The sequence below is a fragment of the Micromonospora sp. WMMD1120 genome (assembly GCF_029626235.1).
Taxonomy (GTDB): domain Bacteria; phylum Actinomycetota; class Actinomycetes; order Mycobacteriales; family Micromonosporaceae; genus Micromonospora.
On record NZ_JARUBO010000005.1, the window covers coordinates 4390444 to 4411167 of the forward strand.

The window sequence follows — 20724 nt, forward strand, 5'->3', positions numbered from 1 at the left end:
GGGGACACCGACGCCCGCGTGGGACGCGCCTCGGCTCAGCCGATCGTCTCCCGCTCCCGCCAGGCTGTGCGCAGTGAGGTCCGTCCGTTGGTGCGCAGCAGCGACCCCTCGTACACCCGGGCGCCGGAGAGCAGGAACGCGGCGGTGGCCAGCAGCAGGATGACGAGCGAGACGATCGGCTCCCACCCGGCGGCGTCGCCGGTGAACAGCCGCAACGGCATCGCCGTGGACGACGAGAACGGCAGGTAGGACAGCACCCGCATCGCCGTGGCGTTGTCGTTGAGGAAGATCACCGCGAAGAACGGCAGCATGACGGCGAGCTGCACCGGCGTCGACACGGCGGCAATGTCCTCCTGCCGGTTCGCCAGCGAGCCGGCGGCTGCCCACATGGCGGCGAGCAGCACGAAACCGACGACGAAGAACGGCACGAACCAGCCGATCGCCGGGGCGAGCAGGCCGAGCAGTTCGCCGGTGTCGCCGAGCTGGAGCCCGAGGACCGCCACCACAGCGATCAACGCGATCTGTCCGAACGCCAGGATGGCCCCGGCCACCACCTTCCCGCCCAACAGGGCCCGCACCGGCACGGCGGCGACCAGGATCTCCACGATCCGGGTCTGCTTCTCCTCGATGACGCTCTGCGCGATCTGCACCCCGAACGTCTGCGAGGTGATGAAGAAGACGAACGCGAAGACGAACGGCACCAGGAACGCGACCACCGGCTCGACGGCGTCCGGGTCGAGCAGGCGTACGGCCGGTTGGGTGCTCAGCGCGCGTACCACGTCGTCGGGGGCGTCGTCCATGGCCAGCACCGCCGGGCCGGAGACCACGGCGGCGTCCACGTCGTCGTCGCGGACGGCCTGTTCGGCGGCCCGGTCGTCGGGCACGATCCGGACCTCCAGCCCGGCGGCGCGCAGCGGCCCGGCCGCGCTCTCGGTCACCGCGACGGTGGACGGCCCGCCGGAGAACAACGGCGGCAGGATGGTTGCCGCGGCGGCGATCAGCAGGAAGAACAGCGTGCCGAACAGGAACGTCCGGTCACGCAGCTTGACCCGGATCTCGCGTTCGGCGACCAACCGGGTGGCCTGGGTGACGTTCACTGGGTGACCTCTCGGAAGATCTCGGTGAGCGAGGGGCGGACCGGGCGGAAGGCACGGACCGGGCCGCGCGCGAGGGCCGCCTGCAGGACGGGCTGTTCGTCGGCGCCGGCCGGCAGGTCGAAGATGACCCGCGCGCCGTCCAGCTCGACCACCGTCACCCCGGGCTGGTCGCGGACCCAACCGGCGTCGGTGCCCACCACCAGCTCGTAGCGGGGCACCGTGTACGACTCGCGTAGCTGCTGGCGGCTTCCGGCGGCCCGGATCACGCCATCGTTGATGATCACCAGGTCGTCGCAGAGGCGTTCCACGACGTCGAGCTGGTGGCTGGAGAAGAGCACCGGCGTGCCGGCCGCGGCCCGTTCCCGCAGCACGCCGACGACGGTGTCCACCGCCAGCGGGTCGAGCCCGGAGAACGGCTCGTCGAGCACCAGCACCTCGGGATCGTGCACCAGCGCGGCGGCGATCTGCGCCCGCTGCTGGTTGCCCAGCGACAGCGTCTCCAGCAGGTCGTCGCCGCGCTCACCGAGCCCGACCCGCTCCAACAGCGCGTCGGTGGCGCGCCGGGCCGCGGCGGCGTCCAACCCGTGCAGCCGGCCCAGGTAGATCACCTGCTCCCGGGGGGTCATCTTGGGATAGAGCCCGCGCTCCTCCGGCATGTAACCGAAGCGCCGACGGTCCTGGCGGGTCAGCCTGGCGCCGCCCCAGCTCACCTCGCCGGCGTCGGGGGCGAGCACACCCAGGATGATCCGCATGGTGGTGGTCTTACCGGCGCCGTTGGCGCCCACGAAACCGGTCATCCGGCCGGCGGCCACCTCGAAGGACACGTTCCGGAGCACCTGCCGGCCGCCGAAACCGCGGTCGACGCCGTCGAGGCGAAGCGTTCTGGTCACCGGTCCACGCTAGATCGAAAACGACGCGCCGCCGTCCGCCGGTCGGCGGACCGGGCAGGTCCACCTCGCGACGGACGCCGCTCATCCGCCGGGTCGGACCACCCCGTTCTCGTACGCGAACACCACCGCCTGCACCCGGTCGCGCAGGCCGAGCTTGGCCAGCACCCGGCTCACGTGTGTCTTCACCGTCGCCTCGCCCAGGTGGATGCTCGCGGCGATCTCCGCGTTGCTCGACCCGCCGGCGAGCAGGACCAGCACCTCCCGTTCCCGCGGGGTCAGCTCGGCCAGCGCGGCGTCGGCGTGCCGGCCGAGATGGGCGGTCCCCGCCGGGTCACCGGGGCGGGCGAACGTGGAGATCACCCGGCGGGTGATCTCCGGCGCGAGCAGCCCGTCGCCCCGGGCCAGCACCCGGATCGCCTCGATCAGCTCCTCCGGGGTGCCGTTCTTGAGCAGGAATCCGCTGGCCCCGGCCCGCAGCGCGGCGAACAGGTAGTCGTCGCGGTCGAAGGTGGTGAGGATCAGCACCGCGGGCGCCCCGGGCCCGTCGGCGACGATCTGCCGGGTGGCCTCCAGGCCGTCCATCCCGGGCATCTCCACATCCATGAGTACGACGTCGGGGCGGGTGACCCGGGTCATCCCGACCGCCCGTTCACCGTCGGCGGCCTCGCCGACCACCTCGATGTCGTCCTCCACCTCCAGGATGACCCGGAAGCCGGTGCGGACGAGGTGCTGGTCGTCGGCGAGCAGCACCCGGATCGTCCGGCCCGGCACCGGGTCGGCTGGCGCCCCGTTCACGCCGAACGCTCCACGCCGGCGGGCGCGCGGTGCCGGTCGACCGCGCCCGGCTGCGCACCGACCGGCGGTTCCGCCGACGCTGCCAGCGGGAAGCGGGCGCGCGCCCGCCAGCCGCCGCCCGCCCTCGGCCCGGCCTCCAGGTCACCGCCGTGAGCGGTGACCCGTTCCCGCATCCCGATCAGACCCAATCCGGCGCTGGAGATCCGGCCGCCCGCACGTCCGTCGTCGCTCACGTCGACCTCCAGTTCCCGGGCCAGGTAGCGGACCCGTACGTCCACCACTGTGGCGTTGGCGTGCTTGAGGGTGTTGGTCACCGCCTCCTGGGTCACCCGGTAGGCCGCCTGCGAGACCGATTCGGGCAGCGGAACCGGATCGCCGTACACCCCGAGGGTGGCCGTCAGCCCGGCGGCGCGGGCCCGCTCGACCAGCTCGTCGATCCGCTCCACGCCGCCGCCGCCGGCCGCCGGCGTGGCCTCGGCGTCGGCGGAGGTGCGCAGCACGCCGAGCATCCGGCGCAGCTCGTCGACGGCGGTGCGGGCGCTCTGCTCGATCGCGCTGAGCGCGGTGCGGGCCTTGCCGGGGTCGCGGTCGAACACCCGGCGGCAGGCGGATGCCTGCACCCCCATCACGGACACGTGGTGGGCGACCACGTCGTGCAGCTCCCGGGCGATCCGGACCCGTTCGCCGAGCACCGCCCGTTCCCGGGCCTCGGCCTGCGACCGGCGCAGCTCCGCGGCCTGCTCGCGGAGCTCGTGTTCGCGTCGCGCGGCCACCCACGACGTCTCGCCGAAGAAGTACGCGAACCCGAAGAACAGACCGTTGACCAGCACGCCGCTGACCATCGCGGCGACCACCGGCGGCACCGGCCCGACCGCGTCATCGAAGGTGCCGGGTGTGATGTTGTCGAGCGTCACGCTGTAGGAGACGCCCAGCCAGACGAACATCGTGACGATCACGCCGATCCGGAGCCGACGGGCGAGCCGACGGTCGGTGCTCCAGGCGCCCACAGTGTAGATGGTGGTGAACAGCGCCCCCGAGGAGATCTGGTGTTCGGGGGCGGACCGGGCCTGCGCGGCGATGTACGCCACCGAGACGATCAGCAGGGTCGCCGCCGGGAAGCGCCGCCGCCAGATCAGCGGCACTGTCACGGCGACGGTCCAGAACAGCTGCTCCAGCCCGGAGGGCGGCGGACCCAGCAGGAACATCCCGGCGCTGCGGGCCAGGGTGAGGCTGACCACCGCCAGCCCGGTCACCGCCAGCCCGATCCAGAGATCGATCCGGCGCTGCTCCGCCGTCGGACCCGGGCGACGCCATTCCTCTCGTGCTGCCTCGGTCATCCGGGAACGATGCCACGTCGTCCACCGGCAGCGCCACGCGGCCCGACGCGGGGTACGCGCCGGGCCGCCGTCTCGGGTGTCGCTCACGCCGCCGTCTGCTGGCGGGTCTTCCGGGCGGTGTCGATCAGGTCCCACACCACGATCGCGGCAGTGCCGAGCGCGATGGCCAGCCCGAGCGACTCCCGGTTCTCTGCCTCCGCCAACCAGCTCAGACGCTCGCCGAGGGCCGGGTTGAGCAGTCGGTCGGCGGCCGCCAGCCAGGCCAGCGGCACCGCGAACGCCAGGTTGAGCAGGGCCTTGACGCCGAACAGGCGCCAGGTCCAGCGGCCGGTCCGGTACTTGACGATCTCGAAGACGACGCTGGCGACCAGCACCGCGATCAGCGCCGGCAGCCAGAACGACCACAGGGCCGGGTCGAGCACCGGGATGTTCGCGCCGTCGTCGCCCTCGACCCAGGAGTGGTAGTGCTGCACCAGCGCGTACGCGATGGTCAGCACCAGCATGATCACCGACGCGATGGTGTCGGCGAGCGGGATGCCCCGGCGGACCGGGGCGTCGGGCAGTTGGTCGACGGTCCACTCGGGCAGGTCCACGGTCGTCTGGGTGCGCTCGATGACGGCGAAGGTCACTGTCAGCCAGAAGGCGATCTGCACGGCCACCTGCATGGCGGCGACGATGCCGGGCCCGATGCCGCCGAAGCCCTTGCCCTCGGTCGCCTCGACGATGGTGACGATCGTGCCGACGAGCGCCGGGATGAAGCTGAGCAGCAGCTTCAGCAGGCGCAGCCACACCAGGTAGTAGGTCGGGCCGATGAGCTGGAGCCGGCGGTCGGCGTACCGGGCGGCGAGCAGGTCGGGGTTGCCCAGCTCGGTGAGCACCGCCCGCTCGGCGGTGGCCGGGTCCGTGCCGCCGTCGGTGCGGCCCTCGATCATGTCCTCGATCGAGGCGCGCAGCTCGGTGGCGATCTCCTCGCGCCGCTGGGTCGGCACCGAGCGCAGGGTCGCGGCGAGATAGCGGTCGGTCAGGGTGTTCATCGGTCCACTCCTTGGATCAGCCCGGTGATCGAGGTCTGCACGGCGGCGAGGTCGTCCAGCAGCCGGCCCAGCATCGACTCGCCCTCGTCGCTGGTCCGGTAGAACTTGCGCGGTCGGCTCTCCTCGGTGTTCCACTCGCTGGTCAGCAGGCCCTGGTCCTCCAGGCGGCGCAGCAGCGGGTAGAGCGTGTTGGCGTCGACCGGAAAGCCGTGGTCGGTGAGCCGTTGCAGCAGTGCGTAGCCGTAGTCCGGTCGCCGCAGCGCGACCAGGCTGGCCACCACGACGGTGCCTCGACGCAGCTCCTGTAGGTGCGTCTTCAGAACGTCCTCGCTAACCATGCGTCACACCATACTGTGTGGCACACACTGTTGTCCACACTGGCTTCATCGTGTGCGACGCGACAATGTGAACGGGGCGCCCGGGAAGCCCTCGGGCGCCCCGCATCGGCGCTGCTCAGCAGGACGCGCCCTGCCGGAAGTTCCGCTCCACGAAATCCGCCGGTCCAACCTGGAAGTAGCCCACTCCGGCCCGGATCGGGTGCCCGGTGAACAGCTCCACCCGCGAGCCGACCCGGACCAGGTACGCCTCGGCGTCGCCCGCGTTGTTACTGATCAGCGCGCCCCGGGGCCCGTAGATCGCCTCCAACTCGTCGAAGGTCATGCCGACGGCGGCGCCGGCGGGGGAGTACGGCGGCGCGGTGGCCGTACCGACCTCCACCAGGCGGCCGTCCCGGAAGGCGAGCAGCACCACGCCGGCCCAGGGCCCGGTCGCGCCGGCGTGCACCACGCCGCCGCACGCCGACACGGTCCAGTCGATGTGCCCGGCCGCGGTGAGCGCGGCCAGGCTGGCGCCGATCCGGTACACGCCGGCGCCGCCGACGCTGAGCAACCGCGGGTGGTGGTGTCCGGCGGTCGGCGCGACGCCGCCGGGAGCGGCCGCCGCCGGGCCGGCGACGACGGCCGGGCCGAGCGTGCCGAGCGCCAGCAGCGCGGTGGTGAGGATGATCGGGGTACGTCTCATCGTGGGCTCCTTCGGTGACGGGTCTCCTGCCCTGTTAGTCACCGCGCCGGAGCCGACGGTTCGCGTCCGATCCGGTCTACTGTGCAGAGAAACGCCGGTCGGGGGTGACACCGTGACGGCTCCGCTGCGGATCGGGCCGTACGCCGTCGAGCGACTGCTCGGCGTCGGTTCGTTCGCGACGGTCTGGCTGGGCCGCGACGCGACGCTCGACGCGTACGTGGCGATCAAGGTGCTGGCCGAGAACTGGAGCCACGACCTGCGGGTCCGGGAACGCTTCCTGGACGAGGCCCGGCTGCTGCGCCGGCTGGAGCACGAGCGGCTGATCCGGGTGCACACCGTCGGCGAGCTGCCCGACGGCCGCCCGTACGCGGTCCTGGCCTGGGCCGACCGGGGCAGCCTGCGCGACCGCCTGGCCGTCGGCGAGATCCCCCCGCACGCGGCGCTGCGGCTGCTCGGCGAGGTCTGCGCCGGGGTCGCCGTGCTGCACCGCCACGGCGTCGTGCACCGCGACCTCACCCCCGGCAACATCCTGTTCCGCTCCACCGGCCCGGACACCGAACGGGTGCTGATCGCCGACCTCGGCCTGGCCAAGGCGCTCGCCGCCGCGTCCGGGCTGACCGCGCGGGCCGGCACCCCCGGGTACATGGCGCCGGAACAGGACGACCCGGGCGCCGTGGTCGACACCCGCGCCGACGTCTACGGGCTCGGTCGGCTCGGCATCCGCCTGCTGGCCACCACGCCGCCGACCGACGCCGGACCGCCGCCACGGCCCGCGCGGATCCGGCTCCGCCACGGCGTGCCGGCGGCGGTCGGAGCGGTGCTCGCCCGGGCCACCGCGTACCACCCGGCCGACCGTTACCCGGACGCCTCGGCGCTGCGCCACGCGCTGACCCGCGCCAGCGCCCCGCAGGGGCGGACGCCCGGTCCGCCGCCGGTCCGCCGCCGGCACGGGTGGCGGCTGGCCGGGGCCGCCGTCGCGACAGTCGTCGCTGTCGGTCAGGTGGCCGCCGAACCCGGTGGCGCGGGGTCGGGTCGGCCGGCCGTCGGCACGTACACGACCGGGCCGTTGACAGTGCTGCTGCCAGCCGGCTGGTCGGCCGCGGGCAGCACCTGGGCGGGCCTGTTCGACGCCGGCGGCGAACCGGAGCCGGCGCTGGTGATGTCGCCGCGACCCCGCCGCTGGGCCGCCGACCCCCGACTTCCCGGCGCGTTCGTCGGGCTCTCCACCGCCACGGCGGCCCGCACCACGCCGGCCGGTTTCCTCGCCGAGCGGGCGCACGGCGACTGCGCGGCCGCCCCGGCCCGCACCACGAGACAGGCCGGCGTCGAGTGGACGGTGGTCGCGTACCGCTGCGACCGGGGCCGGCCGCGCATCGTCGAGTCCGCCGGCCTGCCTCCCGGCCGCGGCGCCCTGGTGTACGTGCAGATCACGCCCCCGGACGACAACACCCGGTTCGTGGACACCCTGTTGGCCGGCGTGCGGGTGCGGTGACGGCCGGCGGAGGCCGTCGCGCGCCTAGCGGACCACGACCGTGATCGTGTACGTGCGCTCGTCCTTGGGGATCATGACGTCGACGGTGCCGGGCCGGAGGAACCGGACGTCCACCACACCGGCCTCGTAGTGCTGCGCGACCAGCTCCGGCCGGTCCACGGTGACCAGGCCGGGCCCGATGCCCTGGATGCGCAGCACCGCGCCGGTGGCGACACAGAGCGAGCGCAGCAGCTCCAGCTCGGTGTCGGCCACCGGCAGGTCGTAGCGGACCGCCCCCAGGCAACTGCTGGTCGGCGTGGACGGCGCCGGGGTCGGTCGCGGCGGCGTACCCCGGGTTCTGGTCGGCGCGGGCGGTGCCGGCAGCCCGGCGGCCGGCGGCGGTCGGGTGGGCGGCCGGCTGGTGTCGGGTGTCACCGACGGCGTGGGCGGGGTCGGCGACGGAGACGGCGACGCCGACGGGGTCGGGGCGCCTGGCTGTGCGGGCAGCGGCGCGACCGCGTCGGCGCCGCAGGCGGTGACCGCCACGCCGGCCACGAAGACGATGGCGACCCGTCCGACCGCCCGACGCCACCGGATCATCCAGGCCCCTTCCCGGTCATCGCCGCCGCCGTCGCTCCGACTCAGCCGCTGTCGCCGCCGAGTCGTTGCCGGACCTGCCGTCGGGCCAGGTGCAGCCGGGACTTCACGGTGCCCACCGGCACGTCGAGCGCCGCTGCGATCTCGGGATAGCTCAGCCCGAGCACGTCGCGCAGGGCCACCACCTCGGCGAGGTCGGGATGGACCGCGTCGAAGGCGTCGAGCAGATCGAGCCGGGTGCCCGCGACCACGCTCGTGCGGCGCGGGTCGGCCCGTTCGGGCACCGGCACGCCCTCGGCCTCCAGGCGGCAGCGGCGGCGCAGCGTCCGGTACGTGCTGCGGGCCCGGTTGGCGGCCAGCCGGTGCAGCCAGGTGGGGAACGACGAGCGCCAGTCGAACCGGTCGATGCCGCGGGCGAGCGCCAGCAGCGTGTCCTGGCAGGCCTCCTCGGCGTCCTCCCGGTTGGGCAGGAACCGGGCGCACAGCCGCAGCACCTGCGGGCGGACCGCGACCAGCAGGGCGTCCAGCGCCGCCGGGTCGCCGCGTGCGGCGGACCGGGCCAGCGCGTCGATGTCGTCCGCGTCGGGCATGCCGGATGTCCAATGCTCGCCGGTGCCGATCCCCGAGCGTACGACCGGCGACGGCGACGCGGCCCCCTTCGGTCCGGGACCCGACGCGCTACTCGAAGCGGGACACGTCCCCGGCGCCCCGGCGCAGGATCTCCGGCTCCGGGCCGGACAGGTCGATCACCGTCGTCGGCTCCATGCCGCACTCACCGGCGTCCAGCACCGCGTCGAGCTGGTGGTCCAGCCGTTCCTTGATCTCCCACCCCTGGGTCATCGGCTCGTCCTCGCCGGGCAGCGTCAGGGTGCTGGACACCAGCGGCTCGCCCAGCTCGGCCAGCAGCGCCTGGGTGACGGTGTGCCGGGGGACCCGGACGCCGACGGTGCGCTTGCGCGGGTGCTGCATCCGGCGCGGCACCTCCCGGGTGGCCGGCAGGATGAAGGTGTAACTGCCCGGGGTGGACGCCTTCACCAGCCGGAAGACCGAGTTGCTGATCCGGACGAACTGGCCGAGCTGGGCGAAGTCGCGGCAGACGAGCGTGAAGTGGTGCTTGTCGTCGAGGTGGCGGATCTGACGGATCCGGTCCAGCCCGTCCTGGTTGCCCAACCGGACGCCGAGGGCGTAGCAGGAGTCGGTCGGGTAGGCGACCAGCCCACCGTCCCGGATCAGGTCCGCCACCTGGTGGACGACCCGGGGCTGCGGGTTGTCCGGGTGGACGTCGTAGTACCTCGCCATCCCGCGAGCCTAGGCGCACTCGGCGGCGTCGCCGAGACGAGGGCCACGGCCGTCGGCGCGGACGGTGGAGCCGTCGAGATCACCTCGGTAGGGTAGGTGCCGGTCGGCTCCGACCAACAAGATCCACACAGCCGGGGGGCGCCAGGCATGGCTGATTCGTTCGCGCATCTGCACGTACACACCGAGTACTCGATGCTCGACGGAGCGGCCCGTCTCAAGGACCTGTTCGCCGAGGCCAAGCGGCTCGGCATGCCCGCCGTGGCGATCACCGACCACGGCAACATGCACGGCGCTAACGACTTCTACAACCAGGCGATGGCCGCCGGGGTCACCCCGATCCTGGGCGTCGAGGCGTACGTGGCGCCGGAGTCGCGCTATCACAAGGCGCGGGTCAAGTGGGGTCGGCCGGAGCAGAAGAGTGACGACGTCTCCGGTAACGGCGCGATCACCCACAAGACCATGTGGGCGCGCGACGCCCGGGGGCTGAAGAACCTCTTCACCCTCAACTCGCGCGCCTCGATGGAGGGGCACTACGTCAAGTGGCCCCGGATGGACATGGAGCTGATCGCCGAGCACGCCGAGGGCATCATGGCCACCACCGGCTGCCCGTCCGGCGCGGTGCAGACCCGGCTGCGGCTGGGCCAGTTCGACGAGGCCCTGAAGGTCGCCGCCAGCTACCAGGACATCTTCGGCAAGGACAACTACTTCCTGGAGATCATGGACCACGGGCTCTCCATCGAGCGCCGGGTCCGCGACGGGCTCACCGAGATCGCCCGCAAGCTGGACATCCCGCCGGTGGTCACCAACGACTCGCACTACACCCACGAGGCCCAGGCCACCGCCCACGATGTGCTGCTCTGCGTGCAGACCGGCAGCAACATCGACGACCCCAACCGGTTCCGGTTCGAGGGCGGCGGTTACTTCATCAAGAGCGCCGACCAGATGCGCGCCGTGGACTCGTCCGAGCTGTGGCAGGAGGGCTGCCGCAACACCCTGCTGGTCGCCGAGAAGGTCGACCCGAAGGGCATGTTCGAGTTCCGCAACCTGATGCCGCGCTTCCCGGTGCCCGACGGCGAGACCGAGGAGTCCTGGTTCCGCAAGGAGACGTTCGCCGGGCTGGCCCGCCGCTACCCGAACGGCATCCCCGAGGGCCACGTCGTCCAGGCCGAGTACGAGCTGGGCGTGATCAACCAGATGGGCTTCCCGTCCTACTTCCTCGTGGTCGCCGACTTCATCCAGTGGGCGAAGAGCCAGGGCATCGCTGTGGGTCCGGGCCGTGGCTCGGCCGCCGGCTCGCTCGTCGCGTACGCGCTGGGCATCACCGACCTGGACCCGATCCCGCACGGGCTGATCTTCGAGCGGTTCCTCAACCCCGAGCGGGTCTCGATGCCGGATGTCGACATCGACTTCGACGAGCGTCGGCGCGGTGAGGTGATCAAGTACGTCACCGACAAGTGGGGTGAGGACAAGGTCGCCCAGATCGCCACCTTCGGCACGATCAAGGCGAAGGCCGCGATCAAGGACTCGGCCCGGGTCCTCGGCTTCCCGTACGCGGTCGGCGACCGGATCACCAAGGCGATGCCGCCCGCCGTGATGGGCAAGGACATCCCGCTCACCGGCATCTTCGACAACAAGCACCCCCGCTACGCCGAGGCCGGCGAGATCCGGGGCCTGTACGAGTCCGACCCCGACGTCCGCAAGGTGATCGACACCGCCCGGGGCATTGAGGGGCTGATCCGGCAGACCGGTGTGCACGCCGCCGGCGTCATCATGTCCGCCGAGCCGATCATCGAGCACATCCCGCTGATGCGCCGCGACGCCGACGGGGCCATCATCACGCAGTTCGACTACCCGACGTGCGAGTCGCTCGGGCTGCTGAAGATGGACTTCCTCGGCCTGCGCAACCTGACGATCATCGACGACGCGGTCAAGAACATCGAGCTCAACCACGATCTCAAGCTCGACCTGCTGGCGCTGCCGCTGGACGACAAGGCCGCGTACGAGCTGCTGGCCCGCGGTGACACCCTGGGCGTGTTCCAGCTCGACGGCGGGCCGATGCGGTCGCTGCTGCGGCTGATGAAGCCGGACAACTTCGAGGACATCTCCGCCGTGCTGGCGCTGTACCGGCCCGGCCCGATGGGCGTCGACTCGCACACCAACTACGCGCTGCGCAAGAACGGCCTCCAGGAGATCACTCCGATCCACCCGGAGCTGGAGGAGCCGCTGCGGGAGATCCTGGCCCCCACCTACGGTCTGATCGTCTACCAGGAGCAGGTGCAGCGCGCCGCGCAGATCCTCGCCGGCTACAGCCTCGGCCAGGCGGACCTGCTGCGCCGGGCGATGGGTAAGAAGAAGAAGGAGATCCTCGACAAGGAGTTCATCCCGTTCCGGGACGGCTGCCGCGAGCGCGGCTACTCCGACGAGGCCATCCAGGCGGTGTGGGACGTCCTGGTGCCGTTCGCCGGCTACGCGTTCAACAAGGCGCACTCCGCCGCGTACGGCCTGGTCTCCTACTGGACCGCCTACCTCAAGGCGCACTATCCGGCCGAGTACATGGCCGGGCTGCTGACCAGCGTCGGTGACGACAAGGACAAGATGGCGCTCTACCTGTCCGAGTGTCGTCGGATGCGCATCCAGGTGCTGCCGCCGGATGTGAACACCTCGGCCGGGCCGTTCACCCCGGTCGGCAGGGACATCCGGTTCGGCCTCGCCGCGGTGCGCAACGTCGGCGCGAACGTTGTCGCCTCGATCATGCGCTGCCGGGAGGAGAAGGGCGACTACACCGACTTCTACGACTTCCTGTCCAAGGTGGACGCGGTGGTCTGCAACAAGAAGACGATCGAATCGCTGATCAAGGCGGGCGCGTTCGACTCGATGACGCACCCCCGCAAGGGCCTGCTCGCGGTGCACGCCGACGCCATCGACGCGTACGCCGACGTCAAGCGCAAGGAGGCCGTCGGCCAGTACGACCTGTTCGGCGCCGGCTTCGGCGACGCCGACACCGGCAGCACGACGGTGATGCCGGTGATCGGCGACAGCGAGTGGGACAAGCGCGACAAGCTCGCCTTCGAGCGGGAGATGCTCGGCCTGTACGTCTCCGACCACCCGCTGTTCGGCCTGGAGCACATCCTCAACGCGGCGGCCGACACCACCATCGCCGCGCTGGCCGAGGAGGGCGGGGTGCCCGACGGTGCGGTGGTCACCCTCGCCGGCATCCTCTCCGGGGTGCAGCGCCGGGTCACCAAGCAGGGCCGGGCCTGGGCCTCGGCCACCCTGGAGGACCTGGCCGGCGGGGTGGAGACGCTGTTCTTCCCCAACACCTACGAGGTGATCGGGCAGTACATCGCCGAGGACGCCATCGTGGTGGTCAAGGGACGGGTGGACCGCCGCGACGACACCCCACGGATCATGGCGATGGACATGTCCATGCCGGACGTCAGCACCAGCGCCACCAACAAGCCGGTCACCCTCACCATTCCGGTGCACCGCTGCACGCCACCGCTGGTGGAGCGACTCAAGGAGACGCTGGTGCTGCACCCCGGCGACACCGAGGTGCACGTCAAGCTGCTCAACGGCGGCCGTACCACCACCCTGCGGCTGGGCCCGTTCCGGGTGGCGGCGACGACCGCGTTGATGGGTGACCTGAAGAGCGTGCTCGGCCCGGCCAACGTCAGCTGACCGGGCGGCGGTCCGGCCGGCGTCGTCGCCGGCCGGGCCGCGCCCGCCGGTCTCAGCCCCGGTCGGGGGCCGCGATCTCGCGGAGCTGGCCGTCGGCCAGTCGCAGCCAGCGCCGCACGCCGATCTCTGCCAGGAACCGTTCGTCGTGGCTGACCACGACGAACGCCCCCTGGTACGCGGTCAGCGCGCTCTCCAGTTGGGCGACGCTCACCAGGTCCAGGTTGTTCGTCGGCTCGTCGAGCAGCAGCAGTTGCGGCGCCGGCTCCGCGCAGAGCACACACGCCAGGGTGGCGCGCAGCCGCTCACCGCCGGAGAGCACCCCGACGGGCAGGTTCACCCGGGCGCCCCGGAACAGGAACCGGGCGAGCAGGTTCATCCGCCGGGCGTCCGGCAGGCTCGGCGCGTACGCGGCGAAGTTCTCCGCCACCGTGCGGTCGAGGTCCAGCAGGTCCAGCCGCTGCGACAGGTACGCGATCCGCCCGTCGGCCCGCCTGATGTCACCGCCGGCCGGTTCGAGGTCGCCGTTGACCAGGCGCAGCAGGGTCGACTTGCCGACGCCGTTCGCCCCGACCAGCGCGATCCGCTCCGGACCCCGGATCACCAGGTCGGCGCCGTCGCCGCCGAACAGCTCCCGGTCGTCGAAGCGGGCCCGCATCCCCGTACCGGCGAAGACCGTCCGTCCGGCCGGGACAGTGGTGTCCGGCAGGTCCACGACGATCCGGTCGTCCTCGCGGACGGCCCGGCCGGCCTCGTCCAGCCGGGCCTTGGCCTGCCCGAGCCGGCCGGCGTGCGTCTCCTGGGCCTTGCCCGCCGACTCCTGCGCACTGCGCTTCAACCCGCCGGCCACGATCCGGGCCAGCCCGGCGTTCTTCAGGTTCTTCGAGGCGTTGCTGGCCCGCCGGTCGGCCCGCTCCCGGGCCTGCTGCATCTCCCGCTTCTCCCGCTTGACCTCCTGCTCGGCGTTGCGCAGGTTGCTCTCGGCCACCTCCCGCGCCGCCTGCACCGCCTCGGTGTACGCGGTGAAGTTGCCCCCGTACCAGCGGATCTCGCCCCGGTCCAGCTCGGCGATGCGGTCCATCCGGTCCAGCAGCTCCCGGTCGTGGCTGACCAGCAGCAGGCACCCGGACCAGTCGGTCAGCACGTCGTACAGCTTGTGCCGGGCGGCGAGGTCGAGGTTGTTGGTCGGCTCGTCGAGCAGCAGCACGTCGGGTCGGCGCAGCAGTTGCGCCGCCAGGCCGAGAGAGACCACCTGGCCGCCGCTGAGGGTGTGCAGCCGCCGGTCGAGCGACAGCTCGCCCAGGCCGAGTCGGTTCAACTCGGAGCGGGTGCGCTCCTCGATGTCCCAGTCGTCGCCGATGGTGGCGAAGTGTTCCTCGCTGGCGTCGCCGGCCTCGATGGCGTGCAGCGCCGCGATCCGTTCGGCGACGCCCAGCACCTGCGCCACGCTCAGGTCGCCGGCCAGCGGCAGCGTCTGCGGCAGGTAGCCGAGCACCCCGTCGACGGTGACGCTGCCACCGCTGGGCCGCAGCTCACCGGCGATCAGCCGGAGCAGGGTGCTCTTGCCGGCGCCGTTGGGCGCGACCAGGCCGGTGCGGCCGCCCGGCACGGTGAAGGACAGTTCGGAGAAGACCGGGGTGTCGTCCGGCCAGGAGAAGGACAGGTTCGAGCAGACGATGAAAGCGTCAGACATGCGAGTGACCTCGAAAGATGGGTGGGCGCGCCGAGGCCCGCCCGACAGAGCGGGGACTGGTGGAACGACGAGGGGGCCACGACGGCAGCGCTCGACGCGCCGAACCGTGGCCGAACATGTCCGGTCTCACCCGGAGATGTCGTCGTCACCCGCCATGTCTGGTCTCCCTGGTCCTACCGCTGACCCAACGCCGCAAGTCTAACAACGGATCTTTCCCGCGCCACCGGGTTCCCCTCGCCCATCCCCCGTCGATCTTGCACTTGTGGTTGCCAAAATGTCCACTCTTGAATGCATTCTTCCCAGCAGAAAGTGCAAGATCGCGAGGGTGGGGGGTGACAGGTTCCCGGACCTGCCGACCGTCACCTGATCACGCGGTGTGCCCGTCCGGCCCCCAGGCAGCCGCGACCAGGGCCGGAAGCACCTGCGCCGCGGTGCCGCGCAGGTTGACCGCGCAGACCGCGTCCAGCGCTGTCGGCTCCGGGTTGACCTGCAGGACCGTCGCGCCCGCGCGGGCCGCGATCCGGGGGATCTCCGCCGCCGGATAGACCACGCCGGAGGTGCCCACGGCCAGCAGCAGCTCGCAGGAGGTGGCGGCGTCGACAGCGGCGGTCAGTGCCGCCTCCGGCAGCCCTTCGCCGAACCACACCACACCGGGTCGGACGAGGGCCGCGCAGGACGCGCAGCGGGGCGGGGGAATCCGCCGGCCCTCCGGCGACCCGATCACCTCGTCGTCCGGCGGCTCCGGAAGGGCGGCCGGATGGGCGGGCACGCCGACGCAGCGGGGCGCGAAGAGGCTGCCGTGCAGGTGGATCGCCGTCCGGCTGCCGGCGCGTTCGTGCAGGTCGTCCACATTCTGGGTGATGACGGTGCTGGCGGGAACGCGAGCCTCGATGGCGGCGACAGCGAGGTGCCCGGCGTTGGGCCGCGCCCGGCGTACCCGGGCGCGGCGCCACTCGTACCAGCCCCAGACCAGGTCCGGATCGGCGTGGAACGCCTCCGGCGTGGCGAGCTGCTGGGCGTCGAATCGTGCCCACAGGCCGGTGAGGTCGTCCCGGAAGGTGGGCACCCCGCTCTCGGCCGAGATGCCCGCGCCGGTGCAGACGACGATCCGGCGGGCGGCACGCAGAAGTGGGGCGACGCGTTCCACGAACTCCTGTTCCACAGAGTCGGATCCTGCCAGTCGGGATCGACCGCCGGCGTGCGGCACCTGGAAGGATTGGCCGGTGACGTGCGACGTGTGTGGTCACGAGATGCGCCGCAAGCCGGTGTCGGCACCGCCGACGGACGGGGCCGTGCCGGTCCGGGAGCGGTGGTTCTGCCGGTGGTGCTACGCGTGGACCGAGCTCGGGCACGATCCGGGCGAGATCGCGCGGCCGCAGTACGAGCCGATGACCCGCCGCTGGGAGCGGGCGCGGTCACCGGAGCTGCCCGAGGACGTGGGGCATGCCTACGACGTGGCGTACGCCCACGAGGGTGTCGGGGCGACCCTGTGCGGCATCCGGGACGACAGTGTGTCCGCCTCGCCGTACCCGTGGGTGCCGTCCCGGCCCGACACCTGCCCGGCCTGTCGGGACGTCGCGACGGTCATCGACGGGCGCTGGCCCGTGGAGATGCGCGGCAGCGGGAAGCGGATACACCCCGCGCCGCCCACCGTCTCCCGCTGGCCGCCCTTCTAGCGCCGGTCGTGGCGGCGCGCGGGGCCGCTGTCCCGGAACGCGCGGGGAGACATCCCGAACCGGGCCGTGAAGACCCTGCTGAAGTGTGCCGGGGTGGAGAACCCCCAGCGGGCGGCGATGGTGTGCACGGGTCGCTCCCGGTGCAGGGGATCGCGCAGGTCCCGGGCGCAGCGGTCGAGGCGGCTCAACCGGATGACCTCGGCGACGGATTGGCCCTCGGCCTCGAAGGCCCGGTGCAGGCTGCGCAGCGACACGTGGTGCGCGGCGGCGATCAGGCTCGGCGAGAGGTCCGGGTCGCCGAGGTGGTCGTCGATGAACGCCCTGACCCGCATGCGCAGGCTGTGGCCGCGTACCTCCTGGGGTAGCGCGTCGGTGAGGTCCAGATGCTGGGCCACGGCGGCGGCGAGCAGGTCGCGGACGACGGTGCCCAGGAACGGGGCGTCGCCGTCCTGGTACTGCTCCGGGTGGGTCATGACCTGGTGGACGAACTGGTGGACCAGCGCGCCCATCCCCTCGGTGGCGGAGATGGTCGTGCCGAGAAGCTGCGCGATCTTCCTGGGCGGCGCCGGTATGAGGTGGTGCGGCACGAGGACGGTCAGGGTGGTCAACAGACTCTCCTGTGGTGACCGCCCCCGATGCGACGACTGGTGCGGGCGTGACGTGTCGACGATGGCGAAGTGCCCCGGCGTCAGGGCGCTCGTGCGTCGCTCCTGCTCCAGGCCACCGTGCCCGGACAGCGGCAGCGCGAACTGGTACATCTCCGGGTCGCCCCGACGGATGAAGGTGCCGGTCCGCTGCATGTCCAGCGAGGGATAGCGCCAGGTGGACAGCACGACCTCGCCGAGGTTGATGACCTTCGCCCGGGCGCGGAAGTCCGCCGCGTGGTCACTGTGGACCCGCATCGGGACGGACTCCCGTGCGATCAGGTCGTGCCAGAAGCCGAACCGCTCCTCCTCGGGGACCTCTGTGGTGTCCGCCGAGCCCACGGTGAGCACTTTTCTCCTCGATCCCTGGTCGGTGGGGGTGCTGGCCGAGGCGGCACCGCAAGCCCGAGCCTACAAGATCACTTAACGATCGGTCACCTCCTGCCGGTGATGGTGGCCCTCGACGGAGCGGATCGGCCGAGCCACCGATCCCGCAGCGACAGGGTCAGCGCTTCTTCCGCCTGCTGCTCGACGGGCCCCCGCGACCGCCCATGTGCCGCCTGATCTCGTTGAGCAGCTCCTGTGTCTGTCGGGTCCGTCGATCGTCCGACCCGAACAACCGTTTCTCCACGTCGAGCTTCGCGCTGATCTGCTTGCGGGCGGCCAGCACCGCCCCGCGTCGCAGCAAAGTACGCGCCAGGTCGCCGCGGGTTCGCAGGGTGTCGGGGTGATCGGGACCGAGGATCCGGAGCTGGTCCGCGAGAAGGGCCTCGAAGCCGACGATGGCGGTCTGGTGGTCGCCGATCTCACCGGTCAACCTGGCGACGTTGCTGCGGATCCTCAGTGTGTCGGGGTGGTCGGGGCCGAGGATGCGCAGGTGGTCGGTGAGGAGGTCCTCGAAGCCGGCGATGGCGGTGTGCCGGTCGCCCGCCTCGCCCTTCCAGCCGGCGATGTTGGAGCGGATCCTCAGGGTGTCGGGGTGCTCCGGGCCGAGGATGCGCAGGTGCTCGCCGAGGACCGCCTCGAAGCCGCGGATGGCGGTGTGCCGGTCCCCGGCCTCGCCCTTCCACCGGGCGAGGTTGGCCCGGGCGCCGAGCGTGCCGGGATGGTCGGGGCCCAGGATGCGTAGGTAGTCGGCCAGGAGCGTTTCGAAGTCGGCGATGGCGGTGGCGTGGTCGCCGGTTTCGCCCTGCCAGCCGGCGAGGTTGCCGCGCATGCTGAGGGTCTCGGGGTGCTCGGGGCCCAGGATGCGCACATGGTCGGCGACGAGCTCCTCGAAGCCGGCGATGGCGGTGACGTGGTCGCCGGCCTCGCCCTTCCACTTGGCGATGTTGGCACGGCTGGTCAGGGTGTTGCGGTGGTCGGGGCCGAGGATGCGGAGCTGGTCGGCGAGGAGCTCCTGGTAGGCGGCGATGGCGGCACTGTGGTTGCCGGCGTCACCGAGGTTCCCGGCGATATGGCTGCGGATGACGAGCGTGTCGCGGTGGTCCGCGCCGAGAACCTCGACACGGCGGGCGAGGACATCGGTGGCCCGTTCGATGCTCTCGGCCAGCCTGCCCAGTCCGCTGATGACGACCGCGTAGTCACTGGCGGAGCGCAGCGTGGCCGGATCATCGGGGCCGAGCGTCCGCTGCCGGCGGGCGAGGGTGTCCTCGGTCAGGGCGAGGGCCTCCCGGTCGCGCCCCTGGTAGTGGTAGGCGTGCGCGAGTTCGGTGGCCGCCGCGAGCGTGTGCCGGTCATCGGGCCCCAGCCGCTGCCGCCACCGGTCGTGCAGAAGGCGGGCGAGGCGGAAACCGGCGTCGGTGTTGCCGCTGAAGAGCAGGTAGAGCATCGAGTCGCAGGCCAGGCCGCGGACCCGCTGGTCGTCGGTCCCATCCAGGTCGAGGGCCAACAGGTGCGGCATGAGCTGGGCCCACGCCGGCCACGTGGACGCCGACGCCGGATCGCCGGGATGAGCGGCGGCCACCAGGCCACCCGCCTGACGACGCAGGTCGTCGCGGCCGGTCGCGTCGAGCTGACTGAGGACGAGGGTCTGCACCAGGCGGTGGACCTGGATGCCGCGCTGGGACAGGCGTACGAGGTCACCGAGCTGCGTCGCGGTCCGGTACAGCCGCATCGGGCTCGCCACCACCGGCCGCAGTGACTCCGCGACGGCTTCGGGAGCCGTGCCGAGCAGCGTCATCGGGATCGGCTCGGGCGCGAGGACGCAACAGAGGCGGAGCAGGTCCAGAGCTTCGCCGTGCGCGGCGAGTCCGTTGATCGAGACGCGCAGGGCGGCGGCGAGGGAGCGCGGGTAGGACGGCGGCAGGCCCTCGTTGAGCACCTCGTCGGCATCGGTGTCCAGCATCTCCAGGTACAGCTTCGCCGGCATGGTGGACAGCACGGTGGCTGCCTGCACCAGGGCCAGCGGAAGGTCGCCCAGCCTGTCGGCGACCAGATCGGCGTCCTCGGCCGACAACTCCCGCACCCGGTTGCGCAGGAGCGTCACCGACTCCCGCCGGGTCAGCAGCTCCAGGTGCACCCTGGCGAACTCCGACCAGTCGCGGGACCGCGACGTGATGAGGACGTGGCCGACGCCGGCTTCCACGCCGGGCTGGACGACCTCGGCGGTCTCGGCGTTGTCGAACACCAGCAGCCACCGCCTCGGTTGCCGGAGGTGTCGCCGGAGCGCGGCGAGCGCTCCCGCCTCGTCGTGCTCGACGATCAGCCCCAGCTCGGCGGCGAGCGCGGTGAGCTGGGCCGGCACCAGTTGGGGGTCCTCGGCGTTGATCCAGGCCACGAGGTCGTACTGGGCGGCGAACCGGTGGACGTACTCCATCGCCACCTGGGTCTTGCCGACCCCGCCGAGCGGAACCCCGGACTGGACCACCACGGGTCGTCCCGGCCGGAGTTCGCGACGGACGGCGTCGATGTCCCGGTCCCGGCCGACGAAGGCCGCGTTGCGGCGCGGAACCTGCCACAGCGTGGGTTGGTGACCGCCCGGCAGCCGCGGAGCGTCGGCCGTCGATCGCTGCCGGGGGATCGGTGCGCCGGGAAAATCAGGCTCGGTCACCGGCCGGGGCACGCCGCGCACCGCGTTGATCAGCACTCGGTGCGCGTCCTCCGCCGACAGGTCCGCCAGGCTGGGAGCGATCAGCGCGCGGAGCACCGGCGGAAGCGTGACGTCCCCGAGGCGCAGCGGAACCAGCCGGCCCTGCCGGTCGCGCCCGGACATGATCGCCGTCCACTCGTCGGTGGTGAAGCGCTGGTGCTCGAAGTACGCCTCGGAGAAGAGCGCGACCATCCGGTCCGCCCGCTCCAACGCCTGGTTGATGCGGAGCACCGAGTTGTCGCCGGCGGCCCAGTCCCACAGGTCCAGCTCGACCACGTACCCTGCCTGTTCGAGCTGCCAGGCCACCCACTCGGCCCACGCCCGGTCCGGGCCGGCATAGGAGATGAACAGCTTCTCCCCGGTCGTGGCACTGGCGTCTGTTGTCACGCCAACAGACCTACCACA

General features: G+C 72.1%; 17 protein-coding genes. 3 read left to right on the top strand and 14 right to left on the bottom strand.

Translation table 11 applies throughout. The annotated features are described in order from the left end of the window. Positions 1 to 35 precede the first annotated feature (35 nt). From O7634_RS20580 to O7634_RS20610, 7 genes are all read right to left on the bottom strand, one after another. Entirely contained in the window at positions 36 to 1097 is a 1062-nt protein-coding gene (locus tag O7634_RS20580; protein WP_278151746.1) for an ABC transporter permease, read from the bottom strand. Next, positions 1094 to 1987, bottom strand: a complete 894-nt coding sequence (locus O7634_RS20585) for an ATP-binding cassette domain-containing protein (RefSeq protein WP_278151747.1) — start codon at positions 1985 to 1987, stop codon at positions 1094 to 1096. Before O7634_RS20585 ends, O7634_RS20580 begins: the two co-directional genes overlap by 4 nt. 81 nt (positions 1988 to 2068) lie before the next feature. Beyond that, a complete protein-coding gene (locus O7634_RS20590) occupies positions 2069 to 2758 on the bottom strand; it encodes a response regulator transcription factor (protein ID WP_278154031.1) in 690 nt (229 codons plus the stop codon). A 20-nt stretch (positions 2759 to 2778) separates the two neighbouring features. After that, entirely contained in the window at positions 2779 to 4119 is a 1341-nt protein-coding gene (locus O7634_RS20595) for a sensor histidine kinase (protein WP_278151748.1), read from the bottom strand. Between the two features lie 83 nt (positions 4120 to 4202). Next, on the bottom strand, positions 4203 to 5153 hold the full coding sequence (locus O7634_RS20600; protein ID WP_278151749.1) for a permease prefix domain 1-containing protein: 951 nt from the start codon (positions 5151 to 5153) through the stop codon (positions 4203 to 4205). Next, positions 5150 to 5491, bottom strand: coding sequence for a PadR family transcriptional regulator (locus O7634_RS20605; RefSeq protein ID WP_278151750.1), 342 nt, complete (start codon positions 5489 to 5491; stop codon positions 5150 to 5152). Before O7634_RS20605 ends, O7634_RS20600 begins: the two co-directional genes overlap by 4 nt. Before the next feature lie 115 nt (positions 5492 to 5606). Continuing rightward, positions 5607 to 6173: a hypothetical protein gene (locus O7634_RS20610; RefSeq protein ID WP_278151751.1), complete on the bottom strand. Its 567-nt coding sequence runs from the start codon at positions 6171 to 6173 to the stop codon at positions 5607 to 5609. Positions 6174 to 6285: 112 nt separating this feature from the next. On the opposite strand from O7634_RS20610, the gene O7634_RS20615 reads away from it, so the two are divergent. Next, positions 6286 to 7665: a serine/threonine-protein kinase gene (locus tag O7634_RS20615; protein ID WP_278151752.1), complete on the top strand. Its 1380-nt coding sequence runs from the start codon at positions 6286 to 6288 to the stop codon at positions 7663 to 7665. A gap of 24 nt (positions 7666 to 7689) precedes the next feature. Here O7634_RS20615 and O7634_RS20620 read toward each other — a convergent pair whose 3' ends face one another. The 3 genes from O7634_RS20620 to O7634_RS20630 form a co-directional block, all read right to left on the bottom strand. Then, positions 7690 to 8244 (bottom strand): hypothetical protein, encoded by a 555-nt coding sequence (locus tag O7634_RS20620; RefSeq protein ID WP_278151753.1) that lies wholly within the window; start codon positions 8242 to 8244, stop codon positions 7690 to 7692. Positions 8245 to 8285: 41 nt separating this feature from the next. Next, positions 8286 to 8831: an RNA polymerase sigma factor gene (locus O7634_RS20625; protein ID WP_278151754.1), complete on the bottom strand. Its 546-nt coding sequence runs from the start codon at positions 8829 to 8831 to the stop codon at positions 8286 to 8288. A gap of 88 nt (positions 8832 to 8919) precedes the next feature. Beyond that, positions 8920 to 9540, bottom strand: a complete 621-nt coding sequence (locus tag O7634_RS20630; RefSeq protein ID WP_278151755.1) for an L-threonylcarbamoyladenylate synthase — start codon at positions 9538 to 9540, stop codon at positions 8920 to 8922. Positions 9541 to 9687: 147 nt separating this feature from the next. Here O7634_RS20630 and dnaE point away from each other — a divergent pair, with 147 nt between their 5' ends. Continuing rightward, positions 9688 to 13218, top strand: a complete 3531-nt coding sequence (gene dnaE, locus O7634_RS20635) for a DNA polymerase III subunit alpha (RefSeq protein WP_278151756.1) — start codon at positions 9688 to 9690, stop codon at positions 13216 to 13218. Positions 13219 to 13270: 52 nt separating this feature from the next. On the opposite strand, the gene abc-f is transcribed toward dnaE, so the two are convergent. Both abc-f and O7634_RS20645 read right to left on the bottom strand, forming a co-directional pair. Then, positions 13271 to 14908, bottom strand: coding sequence for a ribosomal protection-like ABC-F family protein (gene abc-f / locus O7634_RS20640; RefSeq protein ID WP_278151757.1), 1638 nt, complete (start codon positions 14906 to 14908; stop codon positions 13271 to 13273). Between the two features lie 367 nt (positions 14909 to 15275). After that, complete coding sequence (locus tag O7634_RS20645; RefSeq protein WP_278151758.1) at positions 15276 to 16070, bottom strand: NAD-dependent protein deacylase; 795 nt, start codon at positions 16068 to 16070, stop codon at positions 15276 to 15278. Between the two features lie 61 nt (positions 16071 to 16131). Here O7634_RS20645 and O7634_RS20650 point away from each other — a divergent pair, with 61 nt between their 5' ends. Then, entirely contained in the window at positions 16132 to 16584 is a 453-nt protein-coding gene (locus O7634_RS20650; protein ID WP_278151759.1) for a hypothetical protein, read from the top strand. Here O7634_RS20650 and O7634_RS20655 read toward each other — a convergent pair. Further along, positions 16581 to 17579, bottom strand: a complete 999-nt coding sequence (locus O7634_RS20655) for a helix-turn-helix domain-containing protein (protein WP_278151760.1) — start codon at positions 17577 to 17579, stop codon at positions 16581 to 16583. The genes O7634_RS20650 and O7634_RS20655 overlap by 4 nt on opposite strands. 154 nt (positions 17580 to 17733) lie before the next feature. Beyond that, positions 17734 to 20706 (bottom strand): FxSxx-COOH system tetratricopeptide repeat protein, encoded by a 2973-nt coding sequence (gene fxsT, locus O7634_RS20660; RefSeq protein ID WP_278151761.1) that lies wholly within the window; start codon positions 20704 to 20706, stop codon positions 17734 to 17736. Positions 20707 to 20724 lie beyond the last annotated feature (18 nt).